14 protein-coding genes are annotated in these 14,389 nt (G+C 36.7%); 7 read left to right on the top strand and 7 right to left on the bottom strand.

The window, feature by feature from the left end; genetic code table 11:
• Positions 1 to 19: 19 nt before the first annotated feature.
• The 7 genes from RTX21_RS00915 to RTX21_RS00885 form a co-directional block, all read right to left on the bottom strand.
• Entirely contained in the window at positions 20 to 382 is a 363-nt protein-coding gene (locus tag RTX21_RS00915; RefSeq protein WP_312764733.1) for a response regulator, read from the bottom strand.
• Complete coding sequence (locus tag RTX21_RS00910) at positions 379 to 3,060, bottom strand: ATP-binding protein (RefSeq protein WP_312764731.1); 2,682 nt, start codon at positions 3,058 to 3,060, stop codon at positions 379 to 381. The genes RTX21_RS00915 and RTX21_RS00910 overlap by 4 nt, the downstream gene beginning before the upstream one ends.
• The gene (locus RTX21_RS00905; RefSeq protein ID WP_312764729.1) at positions 3,053 to 3,247 is read right to left on the bottom strand and encodes a hypothetical protein; all 195 of its coding nucleotides are present in this window, start codon (positions 3,245 to 3,247) and stop codon (positions 3,053 to 3,055) included. The genes RTX21_RS00910 and RTX21_RS00905 overlap by 8 nt, the downstream gene beginning before the upstream one ends.
• Before the next feature lie 72 nt (positions 3,248 to 3,319).
• Complete coding sequence (locus RTX21_RS00900) at positions 3,320 to 3,547, bottom strand: DUF6814 family protein (RefSeq protein ID WP_089871948.1); 228 nt, start codon at positions 3,545 to 3,547, stop codon at positions 3,320 to 3,322.
• A 104-nt stretch (positions 3,548 to 3,651) separates the two neighbouring features.
• The gene (locus RTX21_RS00895; protein WP_312764727.1) at positions 3,652 to 5,232 is read right to left on the bottom strand and encodes an MFS transporter; all 1,581 of its coding nucleotides are present in this window, start codon (positions 5,230 to 5,232) and stop codon (positions 3,652 to 3,654) included.
• Positions 5,233 to 5,262: 30 nt separating this feature from the next.
• Entirely contained in the window at positions 5,263 to 6,642 is a 1,380-nt protein-coding gene (locus RTX21_RS00890) for a porin (protein ID WP_312764726.1), read from the bottom strand.
• Positions 6,643 to 6,758: 116 nt separating this feature from the next.
• Positions 6,759 to 7,184 carry a terminase gpP N-terminus-related DNA-binding protein gene (locus RTX21_RS00885; RefSeq protein ID WP_312764725.1) on the bottom strand — a complete coding sequence of 142 codons (426 nt, stop codon included), beginning with the start codon at positions 7,182 to 7,184 and terminating at the stop codon, positions 6,759 to 6,761.
• 160 nt (positions 7,185 to 7,344) lie between these two features.
• Between RTX21_RS00885 and RTX21_RS00880 the strand changes: the two genes are divergently transcribed.
• The 7 genes from RTX21_RS00880 (at position 7,345) to RTX21_RS00850 (ending at position 14,334) form a co-directional block, all read left to right on the top strand.
• Positions 7,345 to 7,923 carry a GNAT family N-acetyltransferase gene (locus RTX21_RS00880; protein ID WP_312764724.1) on the top strand — a complete coding sequence of 193 codons (579 nt, stop codon included), beginning with the start codon at positions 7,345 to 7,347 and terminating at the stop codon, positions 7,921 to 7,923.
• A complete protein-coding gene (locus RTX21_RS00875) occupies positions 7,916 to 9,109 on the top strand; it encodes an argininosuccinate synthase domain-containing protein (protein ID WP_312764723.1) in 1,194 nt (397 codons plus the stop codon). Before RTX21_RS00880 ends, RTX21_RS00875 begins: the two co-directional genes overlap by 8 nt.
• Positions 9,110 to 9,198: 89 nt before the next feature.
• Entirely contained in the window at positions 9,199 to 10,164 is a 966-nt protein-coding gene (argC, locus tag RTX21_RS00870) for an N-acetyl-gamma-glutamyl-phosphate reductase (protein WP_312764721.1), read from the top strand.
• A gap of 74 nt (positions 10,165 to 10,238) precedes the next feature.
• Positions 10,239 to 11,402: an aminotransferase class III-fold pyridoxal phosphate-dependent enzyme gene (locus RTX21_RS00865; RefSeq protein WP_312764719.1), complete on the top strand. Its 1,164-nt coding sequence runs from the start codon at positions 10,239 to 10,241 to the stop codon at positions 11,400 to 11,402.
• Between the two features lie 126 nt (positions 11,403 to 11,528).
• Entirely contained in the window at positions 11,529 to 12,485 is a 957-nt protein-coding gene (locus tag RTX21_RS00860; protein WP_312764717.1) for an acetylornithine carbamoyltransferase, read from the top strand.
• Complete coding sequence (gene argB, locus RTX21_RS00855) at positions 12,486 to 13,277, top strand: acetylglutamate kinase (protein WP_312764716.1); 792 nt, start codon at positions 12,486 to 12,488, stop codon at positions 13,275 to 13,277. It begins immediately after the preceding gene.
• Positions 13,252 to 14,334 (top strand): M20 family metallo-hydrolase, encoded by a 1,083-nt coding sequence (locus RTX21_RS00850; RefSeq protein ID WP_312764715.1) that lies wholly within the window; start codon positions 13,252 to 13,254, stop codon positions 14,332 to 14,334. The genes argB and RTX21_RS00850 overlap by 26 nt, the downstream gene beginning before the upstream one ends.
• The last annotated feature ends 55 nt before the right edge of the window (positions 14,335 to 14,389 follow it).

Here is a 14,389-nt window from a genome sequence, read left to right as displayed (position 1 = left end):
TTATTCTCCTCTCTTTGTTCTACTCAAACATCTCCTCAATCTGCTGAATTAATTTCTTGATTGAATAAGGCTTTGTAACATAAGCATCCGCACCTAATTCCAATCCTTTTTCGATATCTTTCGGGTTGGTTTTCGCGCTTAGGAAAATTACTTTGGTGTTATTAAGGTTTTCCATTGTTTTGATTTCGTTCAGTGTGCTGTAACCATCCAGATTTGGCATCATAATATCGAGTAGAATGACATCTGGCGTTATGTTTTTCAGTAAGTCTAAAACTTCTGTTCCGTCTCTTGCAATGAAGACTTCGTAACCCTGCTTCCTGAAACTGTATTCCAGGGACATCAGGATTTTGTGTTCGTCGTCTGCTATTAATATTTTTTTCATTGTTGTTCTTGTCTATTTAAAGGAAGTTTCAATACAAAACTCACCCCTAATCCATTATTTTCTGCAGAAATATTACCTTGATGAGCCTGCATTATTTTTCTGCAAATCGCCAATCCCAAACCGCTTCCCAAAGGTTTTCTGATATTCTGATTTCTGGACTGATAAAACTTATCGAAAATCAAATTCAAATCATCTTCCGGAATTTGTTTTCCCGTATTGAAAATCGAAATGACCAATTGTCCATCTTTTTCCTGGAACTTGGACTGGATCGTTCCTTCCTCATCTGTAAATTTCAAAGCATTGCCTAAGATATTCTGAAAAACCTGAATCAGTCGTGCTTCATCATATTCAAATTGAGTTTCGGCTAGAAGATTAACTTCACTTATATGAATGTTCTTTTGATGTAAAAGATGAATGATTGGGTTCAAAGCTTTTTGGTAAGTTTCAATGATGTCATTGAAGCTAATATTCAAGGCGATTTCGCCGTGTTCTAACTTGTCAAGGTAGAGAATGTCATTAATGATTTCATTCAGCCGGTCGGATTCTGTGATGATGTTGTTGAGGAATTCTCGCTTGATTTCTAACGGAATATCATCGTCGTCAGCTAGGATTTCACCAGCGGAGCGAATTGCGGTAAGTGGCGTTCTTAATTCATGTGCGACGGAATCCAAAAAATCATCTTTTTGTTTGTCTTTGAAGATGAGGTTTTCATTAGCAGAACTTAATTCGTTGGAAAGTTGGCGCAATTCTCGACTTTGTTCGGTTAGTTTTTTATTAAGAGTGATATTTTCCTTCGATTCTTCTAGAATGGTCAGAACTTCTTTGAGGGAAATTTTATCTTCGTGCGTTACGCCTTCAATCAGGATTTTTGCAGAAGCCGTTCCGATTCTTCCCGACAAGAGGTTTTCGGAAAACTTGATGAATCTTGCATCGGCAGTTTCTGTTATTGTGTCGATATTGTATTTTAGGTTGAAGATTCTCAACGCTTGTTCGGTTTTCTTTTCGCCGAGGAATTTGACCAAGATATTTCGGATGTCAGAAACATAAGCTTTTCCTCGCCAGATAAATGCATTCTCGTGATTTTGAATGTATTTGTCAACATCAATATAAATTTCAGCAAAGTTTCGTTCTCGATAATCGCCTTTTTGACTGACTGAGATAATGGTAAATAACGAAATATTAACCAAAATAGACCAAAAGAAAATCTGAGAAATACTATCCAGATAAGGAATGTTGAAAAAGCTGAACCAATCGTACATTTCAATCAAAAATCCTTTGAATTCCTGATTGAAAGAAAAATAATACTGCGGAATAATTAATCCAAAATAACAGATAATCAATCCGCCAATCAATCCGATAACTGCGCCTTTGTAGCTTCCTCTTCTCCAAAATATCGCTCCGAAAAATGATGGTCCCAATTGAGAAATTACAACAAAGGAAATTAATCCGACAGAATATAAACTGTTCTGTAGAATGAAGAATTTATAAAAAACAAAAGCGGTTACTATCAGAATAAAAATACTGATTTTTCTAATATTAGTAATGTTTCTGGTATTTTTTATATCATTCTCAGACTTGAATTTATCCAGCCAGCCATAAGGAATAATAAGATTATTGGAAAGCATAATCGACAAAGTGATACTCGAAATAATAACCATCGAAATTGATGAACTTAACCCACCTAAAAACACCAATACTGTAATCAATTGATTATTGAAATGTTGAGGAATCAATATCGAATAAAACTCAGGATTGACTGAATGTCCATCGAAAATAATTCGACCGCCCCAAGCAATTGGAAATACAAAAACATTAAAAATCAATAGATAAAGCGGGAAAAACCAAATCGCTGTTTTCAAGTGCTTTTCCTGTCTGTTTTCAACGATTGTTGTGTGAAATTGTCTTGGTAAAAGAAAAATCGCTGAAGCAGAAATTAAACTTAAAATAATCCAATTGATGCTTCCTTCCAATCCTGAAAAGGTATTTTTAGCTTTGAAATCAGAGAACTGACTTGCTTTTTGATAAATGTCGGAAAATCCGTCAAATACAAAAAATGTAACGAAGATTCCTAGCACAATTAGAAAAATTAATTTCAGGAAGCTTTCCAGCGCAACAGCGGAAATGATTCCTAATCTCTTTTCTGATGCATCCACATAACGGGTTCCATAATACGACGAAAAAAGTGCTAATAAAATTACAACATAAGTCGCATTGTCCGTAAATAAATCTTTTGAAATCGGCGTTTTTGTAACCAAATGAAATGTCTCGGAAATTGCTTTGATTTGAAGTCCGATGTAAGGAATAATCCCAAAAATACAGACCAAAGTGATAATTGCTCCAAACGAACGGCTGTTCCCGTAACGCAGAGAAATAAAATCCGCAATACTGCTGACTTTGTTGATTCTGGCAATTCTGATAATTTTTCGGTTGATATAGATCCATGCAGGAATAATGATAATCGGACCAATGTAGATCGGGAGATAATCGAGTCCGTCATTCACAGCAACACCAATACTTCCATAGTACGTCCATGCCGTGCAATAAACAGCCAATGATAACGCATAGATGTAAGGATTGTTTACCCAGATCTTGCTCTTCTTTTTTTCTGCGCGATGGGCGACCAGGAAAAGAAGGGCGAGATAGAGAATTACAACTGCAAATAAGGCGTAGCTATTCATCGTATTTTTTGAAAATGACAAACGAAACGATAATCGAGAAAATCCAAACTCCGAAGATGTAAATGTAAATCATCGGAAATCCGAACAAGGCTTTCTCACTATTGAACAAAAGAATCAACGGAGCACTGAAAAGAATCATCAATCCAAAACTCAGAATAATCAGTTTTTGTTCGTGTCGTTTTTTCATTGTTAATTTTAAAACCACACAAAACAAAATTGAAATTGTGTGGTTTTTGTAATTATAATTTAGTGATTTGTTCTACAACTTTTCTTCGGAATAATCGCCGCTCAGCGCATAATATCCGAATACGCCCAATCCTCCGGAAACAATTGGCAATAGGATGAATACAATGATGATCCCGAATACCAGATCTTCCTGTTTTCCTGATGTTAGTTTAGGTATTCCCATCACTGTCAGCCCGAAGTAGAGTACTACCAATGCCAGTAATATCCAAACTATACCTAATATTTTTTTTAGTCCGTCCATTTTTCTTTGTTTTAAAATTAATAAAAGTGAATTAATTTATGATGTAATTTTTGTTTTTATTGATGAATTAGAATCATTTATCTTTTATCAATCATCAATTATCCTTAATCGTGGATATTTTGATTTTTGTTTTTGATGTAAACCAGACCAATCACGAGACAGACTGCGGCTACACCGATCGGATACCAGAGTCCTTCCAGATACCAGCCTTCGTGCCCGGCATCTTTTCCTGTCGTTACAAGGTAAGTGGCAACAGCTGGTAATAATCCTCCGAAAACGCCATTTCCGATATGATAAGGTAAAGACATGGATGTATAGCGGATTCTCACAGGGAACATCTCAACCAAAAACGCTGCAATCGGACCATAAACCATCGTCACAAAAATTACCTGAATGAATACAAGGAAAACCAAATACCATTTCGTATCATCATTGATTTTAATTGATTTTGAAACTTTCGGTTCCTCAGCTTTTCCGTCTTTCATTATTGGTCCGGCAGCTGACCAATGGACAACACTGTCTTTTTTTATTAAAGTTCCATCCGTGTAAGCAATTTCTTTATGAAAAGTAATCAAGCTGTCTGTCGCTACTTTATCGTGAACTTTAACGGTTCTTTTTTCTGTGATTCCACCGGCGGCAACTTCTTTTTTGGTAACGTCAACAGAATTGAACATCGCGCTGTAAATCGGTCTGTAAGCTAAAATGGCAATCAGCATTCCCGTCATCATTACGGCTTTTCTTCCGACTTTATCTGATAGCCAGCCGAAGAAAACAAAGAAAGGTGTGCCCAAGAATAATCCGATAGCCATCAAGGAGTCTACTTGTGTCGTATCTATGCTCATCACTTTCTGCATAAAACTCATTGCGTAAAATTGTCCCGTGTACCAAATTACACCTTGTCCCATTGCAGCTCCGAAAAGTGCCAATAACACAAATTTGAAATTGAATCTGTTTCCAAAACTTTCTTTCAATGGATTGGTTGATGTTTTTCCTTCGCTCTTAGCTTTTGCAAAGAGTGGAGATTCTTTCATGTTTTTTCTGATGAAATAGGAAACAACAACCATCAAAATAGAAATCCAAAAAGGAACTCTCCATCCCCAACTGTCAAATTCTTCTGTAGAAAGTGATGTTTTGGTAATCAGAATAACAATCAATGAAATGAATAAACCTGCCGTCGCAGTGGTCTGAATCCAAGAAGTCCAGTAACCACGTCTGTGAGGTTGTGCGTATTCTGCAACGTAAGTCGCTGCGCCACCATATTCACCACCGAGAGCTAAACCTTGCAAAAGTCTAAGGATTAAAACTAAAACTGGCGCCATAAAACCAATGGTTTCGTAACTCGGGATACATCCGATGAGGAATGTCGAGAATCCCATTATCAAAAGTGTTACGAGAAACGTATATTTTCTTCCGATGATGTCACCCAATCTTCCAAAGAATAATGCGCCAAAAGGTCTGACCACAAAACCTGCAGCAAATGTTGCTAAGGTTGATAAAAACGCCGCAGTTGGATTATCGGCTGGGAAGAATTTCGTCGCTAAAACAACTGCCAAACTTCCGAAGATATAGAAATCATACCATTCGATAAGGGTTCCGAGAGATGATGCCATGATCACGCTCCAGATGGTGCGGTTTTTCTGCTTGTCGCTCAGGTTTTCGTACTGTTCGTGATGTGAATCGCTCATTTTATATTATGATTTGAGGTTGAAAAATTTTTATAAATAAATCTGGAATTGAAGGATGAATTCGCCCTTGGATTTCGGTTCAGCCGAAGCACTTGTGTAAGTCGGTCTGGTTGAATATTGTGTCGTCAGTTTTGCGTGATGACCATCAATAAACCAGTTCGCTCCAACATCAAATTGTGAAGAAGAATTCTCCAAAGCTTTGAAGTTTTTATTCGTGTAAGCTGCGAAAGGCTGAATTCTGATTTTCGGTTTATCAGCGTTACTTGGTAGAAGTAAACCTGCTTGCAAATAGTAGATATTTCCGGTTCCAATCATTGGCTGAAGATTTCCTGCGCCCGTAATGGCTTTATCGCCGATGAAATTCGGATCGTTGGAGCCAACGTTCATTATTCCAAGATTTCTCAGGTAATTCGGTCCGAAATTATAGTTATAAAATCCTGCGTAAGCGGAAAGGGCCATTTTGTTTTTCGCATTTCCTAATGGCAAATCTGCAAAAGCATCAATCGCATAAAGCGCAATGTCGTGTTTTTCGATTTGTGAATTGACGGAAGTTCGTGTTCCATCTTTCTGATGATAAAAACCAGCGCCCAGATTGAAAACTTTTTTAGTTCCCAAATAAGAACCAACTTTGAAAGGCAAAAGATTAGATTCCGAATCAAGGAATTGATATTCAACGTAACCGGCTTTTGAAAATTCTGGATTTCCATTGTTGTCAACCGCAACTCTCGCCGCTGGATTCATCACATCTACTGGCGCAATATTGGTCGCAAATGGTTTGTTCAAACTAAATCGATATTCGAATTTTCCATATTTCCCTTTCGCAAACATTCCCATTTGTCTGGCAAATTGGTCAGAATTGTCAATCAAAGGCCAGGTGAAAATAGGAGAGTCAACAGTTAGGAAATTTAAGGTCGAAGCCATAGTCATTCGAGAAAGTCCCATATAATAATGAAGTCCCGCTCCAATCGATAAACTGAATTTTCCCACTTCTCCAGGCAAAACTACCGCATATTCATTCCAGGCATCGTGAAAAAACATCTGTGGTTTTTTGCCATTTCCATTTCCGCCGGTTCCGGTTGTTCCAGGCGCGCCACCGTTGATAAAAGTCTGATTATTAATCCCGAAATGCATCAAAACCATATATCGTTTGGTGATTTGTGCATAAGCGAGCACTCTTAATCGTCGATTCCCAATGTTCCAGGAGTTTTTTGTAGCTTCGTCAGAAACCATCGTTCCAGGATTCATTTCCGTATTTCTCAACCAGATTTGGTTCCAAAGAATAAATCTTACATACTTGTCGCCTTCCGGGTTGATATTTAATTTTAATCCACTTCCATAATCAGGCGAACCCTGCGAATATAGAGAAGAGCTGATTAAGGCCAATCCTATAAATGTGAGTATTTTCTTCATAGATTAATAATAATTTGGTGTTTATTTTGTGATTGCCAAATTGTTATTAATATTTTATTTACAAAAATTTAATATATATTATTGCTAATAGTATAGTTAATTGTTTCTTTTTACTTTTATCTTGAGTCTTTTTTAAATCTTTCCCACTTAATAAGCATATATTTATCAGCGAATTGAGTAATGATCAATCCGGAATTTTCAAGATTATTTTCTTGCGAAATATATTCTATCAATTCATTTTGTTTCAATACTTTATAAACCGGATGAAACTCCGAATGTGGCGGTCTGGTGATATTATATTTTTTAATCCAGGAACTGATACTCACGTGAGAAACACCGATGATTCTTTCGATTTCTCGATAACTTAAGCCTTCCAGATAAAGTTGTAAAGCTTTGGTTACATAATAGTCATCGATTTGTTTTCCTAATTTTTTAACGGTAAAGTTATAGTTGCAATTCTTACAATAGAATCTCTGTTTTCCTTTGATGATTCCGCTTTTTGAAATGTTTTGATTATTGCATTTAGGACATTGATTTTCCATAACTATACCTTTTTAGCAAATGTATAATAATTTAGCAATATTATATTTTTAATTAAAGATAATATTATTGTTAATGTAAATTTAACAGATAAAATTATCTTTTTAATTTGTGTAATAAAGATAATTATTTCTATTTTTGCAACTTAATTAGATAATATCAATGAAATTAGAAGTTTCTTCAGAGAAACATTTGGTTTATGTAGAAGAAATCAGAAACGAAATGGAGGATTCTGCGAAAAAACGTGGAACAGGCATCGCAAAACGTTCTTCCGAATATCTGGGGAAAAAAATCTCGGAAGGCAATTCTATTATAGCAATTGACGAAAATGGAACCTGGGCGGGCTTCTGTTATATAGAAACCTGGACGAATGGAGAATATGTCGCCAATTCCGGATTGATTGTTTCGCCTCAATTCCGAAATGCCGGTTTGGCTACTCAAATCAAAGAAAGAATCTTCGAATTGTCCCGAGAAAAATATCCGAATGCCAAGATTTTCGGTCTGACGACTGGATTAGCAGTGATGAAAATCAATAGTAATCTCGGTTACAAACCAGTCATTTATTCTGAACTGACGCAAGACGAACAATTCTGGAACGGTTGTAAAAACTGCGTGAATTATGAAATTCTGATGATGAAAGAACGTAAAAACTGCCTTTGTACAGCGATGCTTTTCGCTCCGGAAAATCTGAATAAAGAGAAAAAGAAAAATTTTGAATCAATAAATAACAACAATGAGTAAGAAAGTAGTTTTGGCATTCAGCGGAGGTTTGGATACTTCCTATTGCGCCAAATATCTGAGTGAAACTTTGGGTTACGAAGTTCACGCAGTCACGATTAATACAGGAGGTTTTGATAAAAATGATGAAGTTTCGCTTAAGAAAAAAGCGGAAAAATTAGGCGTGGCTTCTTACAGGTTTGTTGATGCTTCGGAGAAATATTATAATGATTGTGTTAAGTTTTTGATTTTCGGTAATGTTCTGAAAAACAATACTTATCCGTTGTCTGTGAGTGCGGAAAGAACGATTCAGGCTCAGACGATTGCGGAAGTTGCTTTGGAAATCGGAGCAGATGCGATTGCGCACGGAAGTACAGGTGCGGGAAATGACCAAGTTCGTTTTGATTTGATTTTCCAAGTGATGTGTCCGAAAATCGAAATCATCACACCGATTCGTGATTTGAACTTGTCACGTGAAGACGAGATTCAATTCTTGAAAAATCACAATTACGAAATGGATTTTGATAAAGCAAAATATTCTATTAACAAAGGACTTTGGGGAACTTCAGTTGGTGGAAAAGAAACTTTGACTTCGCAAAATTACCTTCCTGAAGAAGCTTTTCCTTCACAAATCGAGAAAACAGAACCTTCTCAATTGGAAATCGAATTTAAGAATGGAGAATTGTTTTCTGTGAATAGCGAAACGTTTTCACATCCGGTTTTGGCGATTCAAAAGATTGAGGAACTGGCTTCACCTTACGGAATTGGTCGTGATATCCACGTTGGAGACACGATTGTTGGTATCAAAGGTCGTGTTGGTTTCGAAGCTGCCGCGGCGTCAATTATCATCAAAGCGCATCATTTGCTGGAAAAACATACCTTGTCAAAATACCAGCAGACGATAAAATCGCAATTGTCAGATTGGTACGGAAACTGGCTTCACGAAGCGCTTTTCCTTGACCCTGTGATGAGAAACATTGAATCATTTTTGCAGGATTCTCAGAAAACTGTGAATGGAAAGGTTTTCATCACGCTTCATCCGTATCGTTTCATTTTGAACGGAATCGAATCTGAAAATGATTTAATGTCTTCAAAATTTGGAAGTTACGGCGAAGAAAACCTCGCTTGGAGTGGCGAAGATGTGAAAGGTTTTACAAAAATCCTTAGCAACTCGCTCAATATATATCATCAAGTTAACAAATTAAATTAAAAACTTTTGCTGAGCGTAAGCGCCTTTGCGAACCTTAAAACAGTTAGTAGTTAAAAAATCTTTGCGCTCTTTGCGTTCAAAAAAATGAAATGAAAAAATCAATTGGAATCATCGGAGCCAACGGTTACACAGGAAGCGAACTTGTTAGATTGCTGGCTTTTCATCCGAATATAGAATTAAAGTTTTTGTTCAGTCGTTCCAATTCCGGGGTTAAGATTTCGGATTTGTATCCGGATTTGGGATCGGTTTGTGATTTGGTTTTGACGAATGAAATTTCACAAGTCGACATTCTTTTTCTTTGCCTTCCACACAAAGAAAGTCAGAATTGGCTGAATGAAAACCCAGTGTCAGATGAAACTTTGATTATTGATTTAGGAAATGATTTCCGATTAGAAGGAGAATTCAAAAATAGAAATTTCATCTACGGTTTGCCGGAAATTTATTTTAATGAAATTCAGAACTCGAAAAGTATTGCCAATCCAGGATGTTTTGCGACAGCGATTCAGTTGGCGTTATTGCCTTTAGCAAAAGAAAATCTGCTGAAAGATGTTTACACAACAGGAATTACAGGTTCAACCGGAGCAGGACAATCTTTGCAGCCAACTACTCATTTCACTTGGCGAAATGATAATATTTCTGCTTACAAAACTTTAAATCATCAGCACGTTGATGAGATTTTAAAACAAATCAATTCACTTAATAATCAAGAAGTAGAGCTCAATTTTGTTCCGTGGCGAGGCGATTTTGCGAGAGGAATTTTTACAAGTTCTATTATTGGATGTGATTTGGAATTAGAAAAGATTTACTCTTTATATAAAGACTTTTACAAGGATTCGTCTTTTGTGAAAGTTTCGGAAAAACCGATTGATATGAAACAAGTTGTTAATACCAATTTTTGTGTCATCCAAATCGAAAAACAAGGAAATAAAATAGCAGTTCATTCCGCGATTGACAACCTTCTGAAAGGTGCATCAGGACAAGCTGTTCAAAATATGAATATCGCGAATGGCTGGGAACAAAATTTAGGCTTGAATTTAAAACCTTTAGCATTCTAAACTTCGCGACTTAAAAGCAGTTTGAAAATTAAAAAAAATATTTGCGCGCTTTGCGTTAAAAATAAAAAAGTAAAATGAATTTATTCAACGTATATCCACTCTTCAACATTAATCCTGTAAAAGCTCAAGGTTCTTTCCTTTGGGACGAAAACGGACAGCAATACCTCGATTTTTACGGCGGTCACGCTGTGATTTCCATTGGTCACAATCATCCGCTTTATGTTGAGAAATTGAAAAATCAATTGAAGAAAATCAGTTTTTATTCCAATTCTGTGGAGAACAAAATTCAGGAAGAATTAGCTAAGAAATTAGGAGAATTATCGAGTTACGAAGATTATTCGTTGTTCTTGTGCAATTCTGGAGCGGAAGCGAATGAAAACGCTTTGAAGTTGGCTTCATTTCACAATAATAAAAAGAAAGTCGTTTATTTTTCCGAATCCTTTCACGGAAGAACTTCGGCTGCAGTTGCCGTAACAGACAATCCAAAAATTGTTGCACCAGTCAATGAATCTGAGAATTTCATCAAATGTGAATTCAATAATTCGGAAGAACTGAAAAAGATTTTTGCTGAAAATCAGAACGAAATTTCTGCGGTTATCGTAGAAGGAATTCAAGGTGTTGGCGGAATCAATTTGTTGGCGGAAGATTTCATTTTAACGATTGGAAAATTGTGCAAAGAAAACGATGTTGTTTTGATTTTAGACGAAGTTCAGTCAGGTTACGGACGTTCCGGAAAATTCTTTGCACATCAAGAATTTGACATCAAACCAGATTTAATCACGGTTGCAAAAGGAATGGGAAATGGTTTTCCGATTGGTGGCGTTTTGATTAGTTCAAAATTCGAAGCGAGTTACGGATTATTGGGAACTACTTTTGGTGGAAATCATCTTGCTTGCGTTGCTGGATTAGCGGTTTTGGAAGTCATCGAAAAAGAAAATTTAATTCAGAATTCTGAAAAAATCGGAAAGTATATCGAAGGAAAAATCAAAAGTTTTCCTCATATTAAAACTATCAAAAGGCGCGGTTTGATGATTGGGATTGAGCTCGACCAAGCTTGTGCAGATGTCAGGAAAAAATTGCTGTTTGAGCATTTTATTTTCACGGGCAATGCCAACGACAAAAACGTTTTGCGGATTTTGCCGGCGCTCAACATTTCGGAAAAAGAGTCCGATTTGTTCATTAACGCTTTAGAAAAAACGTTGAAAGCAATTGATGCAGAAATAGTAGAATTAAAATAACGCAAAGGCACAAAAAGTCAATAATTATAATGTTGTAAAGTCGCAAAAACTGTATGTTGAATTTGCGACTTATAAAAGTTGAATTACACAAAATAATTAGCGCCTTTGCGATAAAAATTAGATAAAATGAAAAATTTCACTTCAGTTTACGATATAGATAATTTGCAAGATATCATTGCAAAAGCTTTAAAAATAAAAGAAAATCCATTAGAAAATCCAACCAAAGGCAAAGGGAAAACAATTGGTTTGGTTTTCCTCAATTCCAGTCTCAGAACAAGATTAAGTTCACAAATCGCAGCTCAGAATTTAGGACTAAATGTCTTAGTTCTCAACGCTGCACAAGAAGCCTGGAATCTCGAATTCTCTAATGGAACTGTGATGAACGGCGACACAGTCGAACATATAAAAGATGCAATAGAAGTTCTGAATCAATATTGCGACATCATTGCTGTTAGATGTTTTGCAGGAATGAAAAACAAGGAAGATGATGTGAACGAAAGTATTTTAAGTCAATTTCTGAAACGTGCTAAAGTTCCTATTGTTTCTCTGGAATCTGCGACGCGACATCCGCTGCAGAGTTTGGCAGACTGCATTACGATTACAGAAAATTGGAAAGAAAACCGAAAACCAAAAGTCGTTTTGACTTGGGCGCCTCACATCAAACCGATTGCGCAGGCTGTCGGAAATTCTTTCACAGAATGGATGCAGAAAATGGATGTTGATTTTGTAATCACAAATCCGAAAGGTTATGATTTAGACAAAAATTTCACAAAAGATACACCTGTGATTCATAATCAGGACGAAGCTTTGAAAGATGCGGATTTTGTGTATGTGAAAAATTGGTCTTCGTTTGATGATTATGCAAAAGTGCTGAAAGTAGAAGGAAATTGGATGTTGACGAATGAAAAATTAGCTTTAACCAATCAAGCGAAAGTGATGCATTGTCTACCTGTTCGTAGAAATCTGGAATTGAGTGATGAAGTAATGGATGGAGAAAACTCAATTATTTATCAACAGGCAAAAAACAGAATCTTTTCTGCTCAAGCGGTTTTTAGTGAAATTTTGGATGAAATCAGTCAATAGATGCAAAAGCTTTTTATCATAAAAATCGGCGGAACTCTTATCGATGATAAAAAATCGTTGAAAGCTTTTCTTGAACAATTTTCAGAAATTGAAGGTGCCAAAATCCTAATTCACGGCGGAGGAAAATTAGCAGAAACTCTTGCTGAAAAGTTGAAAATCACGCAGACAATGATTGACGGACGAAGAATCACCAATAAGAAAACGTTGAAAATTGTAACAATGGTTTATGCTGGTAGAATCAATAAAAATTTGGTGGCAAAGCTCCAAAGTTTCGACTGCAATGCAATTGGATTTTCCGGAGCGGACGGAAACGTTATTAAAGCCGAAAAAAGACAACATCCGGAAATCGATTTTGGATTTGTTGGCGACATCAATGAGAAAAGTATCAATCACGAATTGATTATAAATATGATAAATCTGGGTTTGGTTCCGGTGTTTTCTGCAATCACTCACGATAAAAAAGGAAATCTGTTCAACACCAATGCAGACACGATTGCCGGAACTATCGCTCAGGCTTTATCAAAACATTTCGAGACAGAATTGTTATTCTGTTTCGATAAAAACGGGGTTTTAGAAAATATTGAAGACGAAAATTCAAATTTGAAAACAATTAACAAACAAGAATTTTCTGAATTAAAATCCGAAGGAAAACTTCATAAGGGGATTTTACCAAAACTAGAAAATGCTTTCCGGGCCAAAGAAAATGGCGTTCAGAAAGTGGCTTTAATCAAAGAAGAAAAATTATCAGACCAAATAAAACTAGGAAATGAAGGAACTGAAATCTGTCTTTAGCAGAGAAGAATTAACCGAAAACGCAGTCAAACTGCTGAAAAAACTCATCGCAACGCCATCTATGAGCCGAGACGAATATAACGTTTCGCTTATCATAGAAGGATTTTTCAATGAGCATCAAATTGCAGTTAACCGCTTCAAAAATAATATTTGGGCAACCAACAAATTTTTTGACGCAGGCAAGCCTTCGATTCTTCTCAATACGCACCACGACACGGTAAAGCCGAACAAAGCTTATACTTTGGACCCGTTTATTCCTGTGGAAAAAGACGGGAAACTGTTTGGCTTGGGAAGCAATGATGCAGGTGCTTCTTTGGTAGCAATGGCGCAGACGTTTCTTTATTTTTATGAAGCCGAAGATTTGACTCATAATTTGGTAATTGCTTTGACGGCTGAGGAAGAAATTTCCGGATTGGACGGAATTGAAGCTTTATTTCCACAACTTCCAAATGTAGAATTAGCAATCGTAGGCGAGCCAACCAAAATGAATCTCGCGATTGCAGAAAAAGGTCTGCTGGTCATTGACGGAGAAATGACGGGAACACCTTCTCACGCCGCGCATCCTAACAATGACAATGCGATTGTGAAGTGTATGAAAGATTTGCAGAATATTCTGGATTTCAAATTTCCAAAAGTTTCCGATTATCTTGGCGAAGTAAAAGTGACTTTGTCGGTTATCAATGCGGGAACTCAGCACAATGTGGTTCCTGAAAAATGCAACTTCACTCTAGATGTGCGTGTCACAGACGAATATTCGAATCGAGAAGTTTTCGAAATCATCCAATCACAGATGGAATCGAAATTGACGCCGAGGTCATTCCGTCTCAATTCTTCAAAAATAGATGTCAATCATCCGTTTGTTCAGGCAGGATTGGCATTGGGAAGGACAACTTACGGTTCGCCAACATCTTCGGACCAGGCGATTATTCCTTGCACATCGGTAAAGTTGGGCGTTGGTGACAGTCTGCGTTCCCACACGGCGGACGAGTTTGTTTATATTGACGAAATCCGAGAAGGAATCGATATTTACATTAAAATATTAGAAAAAATATTATAAACAATTTTAAAGGTTTGGGCAGCTTAATCCGCCTTCCGCTCCCAATCTTTTTTGC

This window comes from Epilithonimonas sp. (assembly GCF_032054305.1).
GTDB lineage: Bacteria > Bacteroidota > Bacteroidia > Flavobacteriales > Weeksellaceae > Epilithonimonas.
The sequence above is the reverse complement of the archived record's forward strand: the minus strand, read 5'-3'. Positions and strand labels throughout refer to the sequence as shown.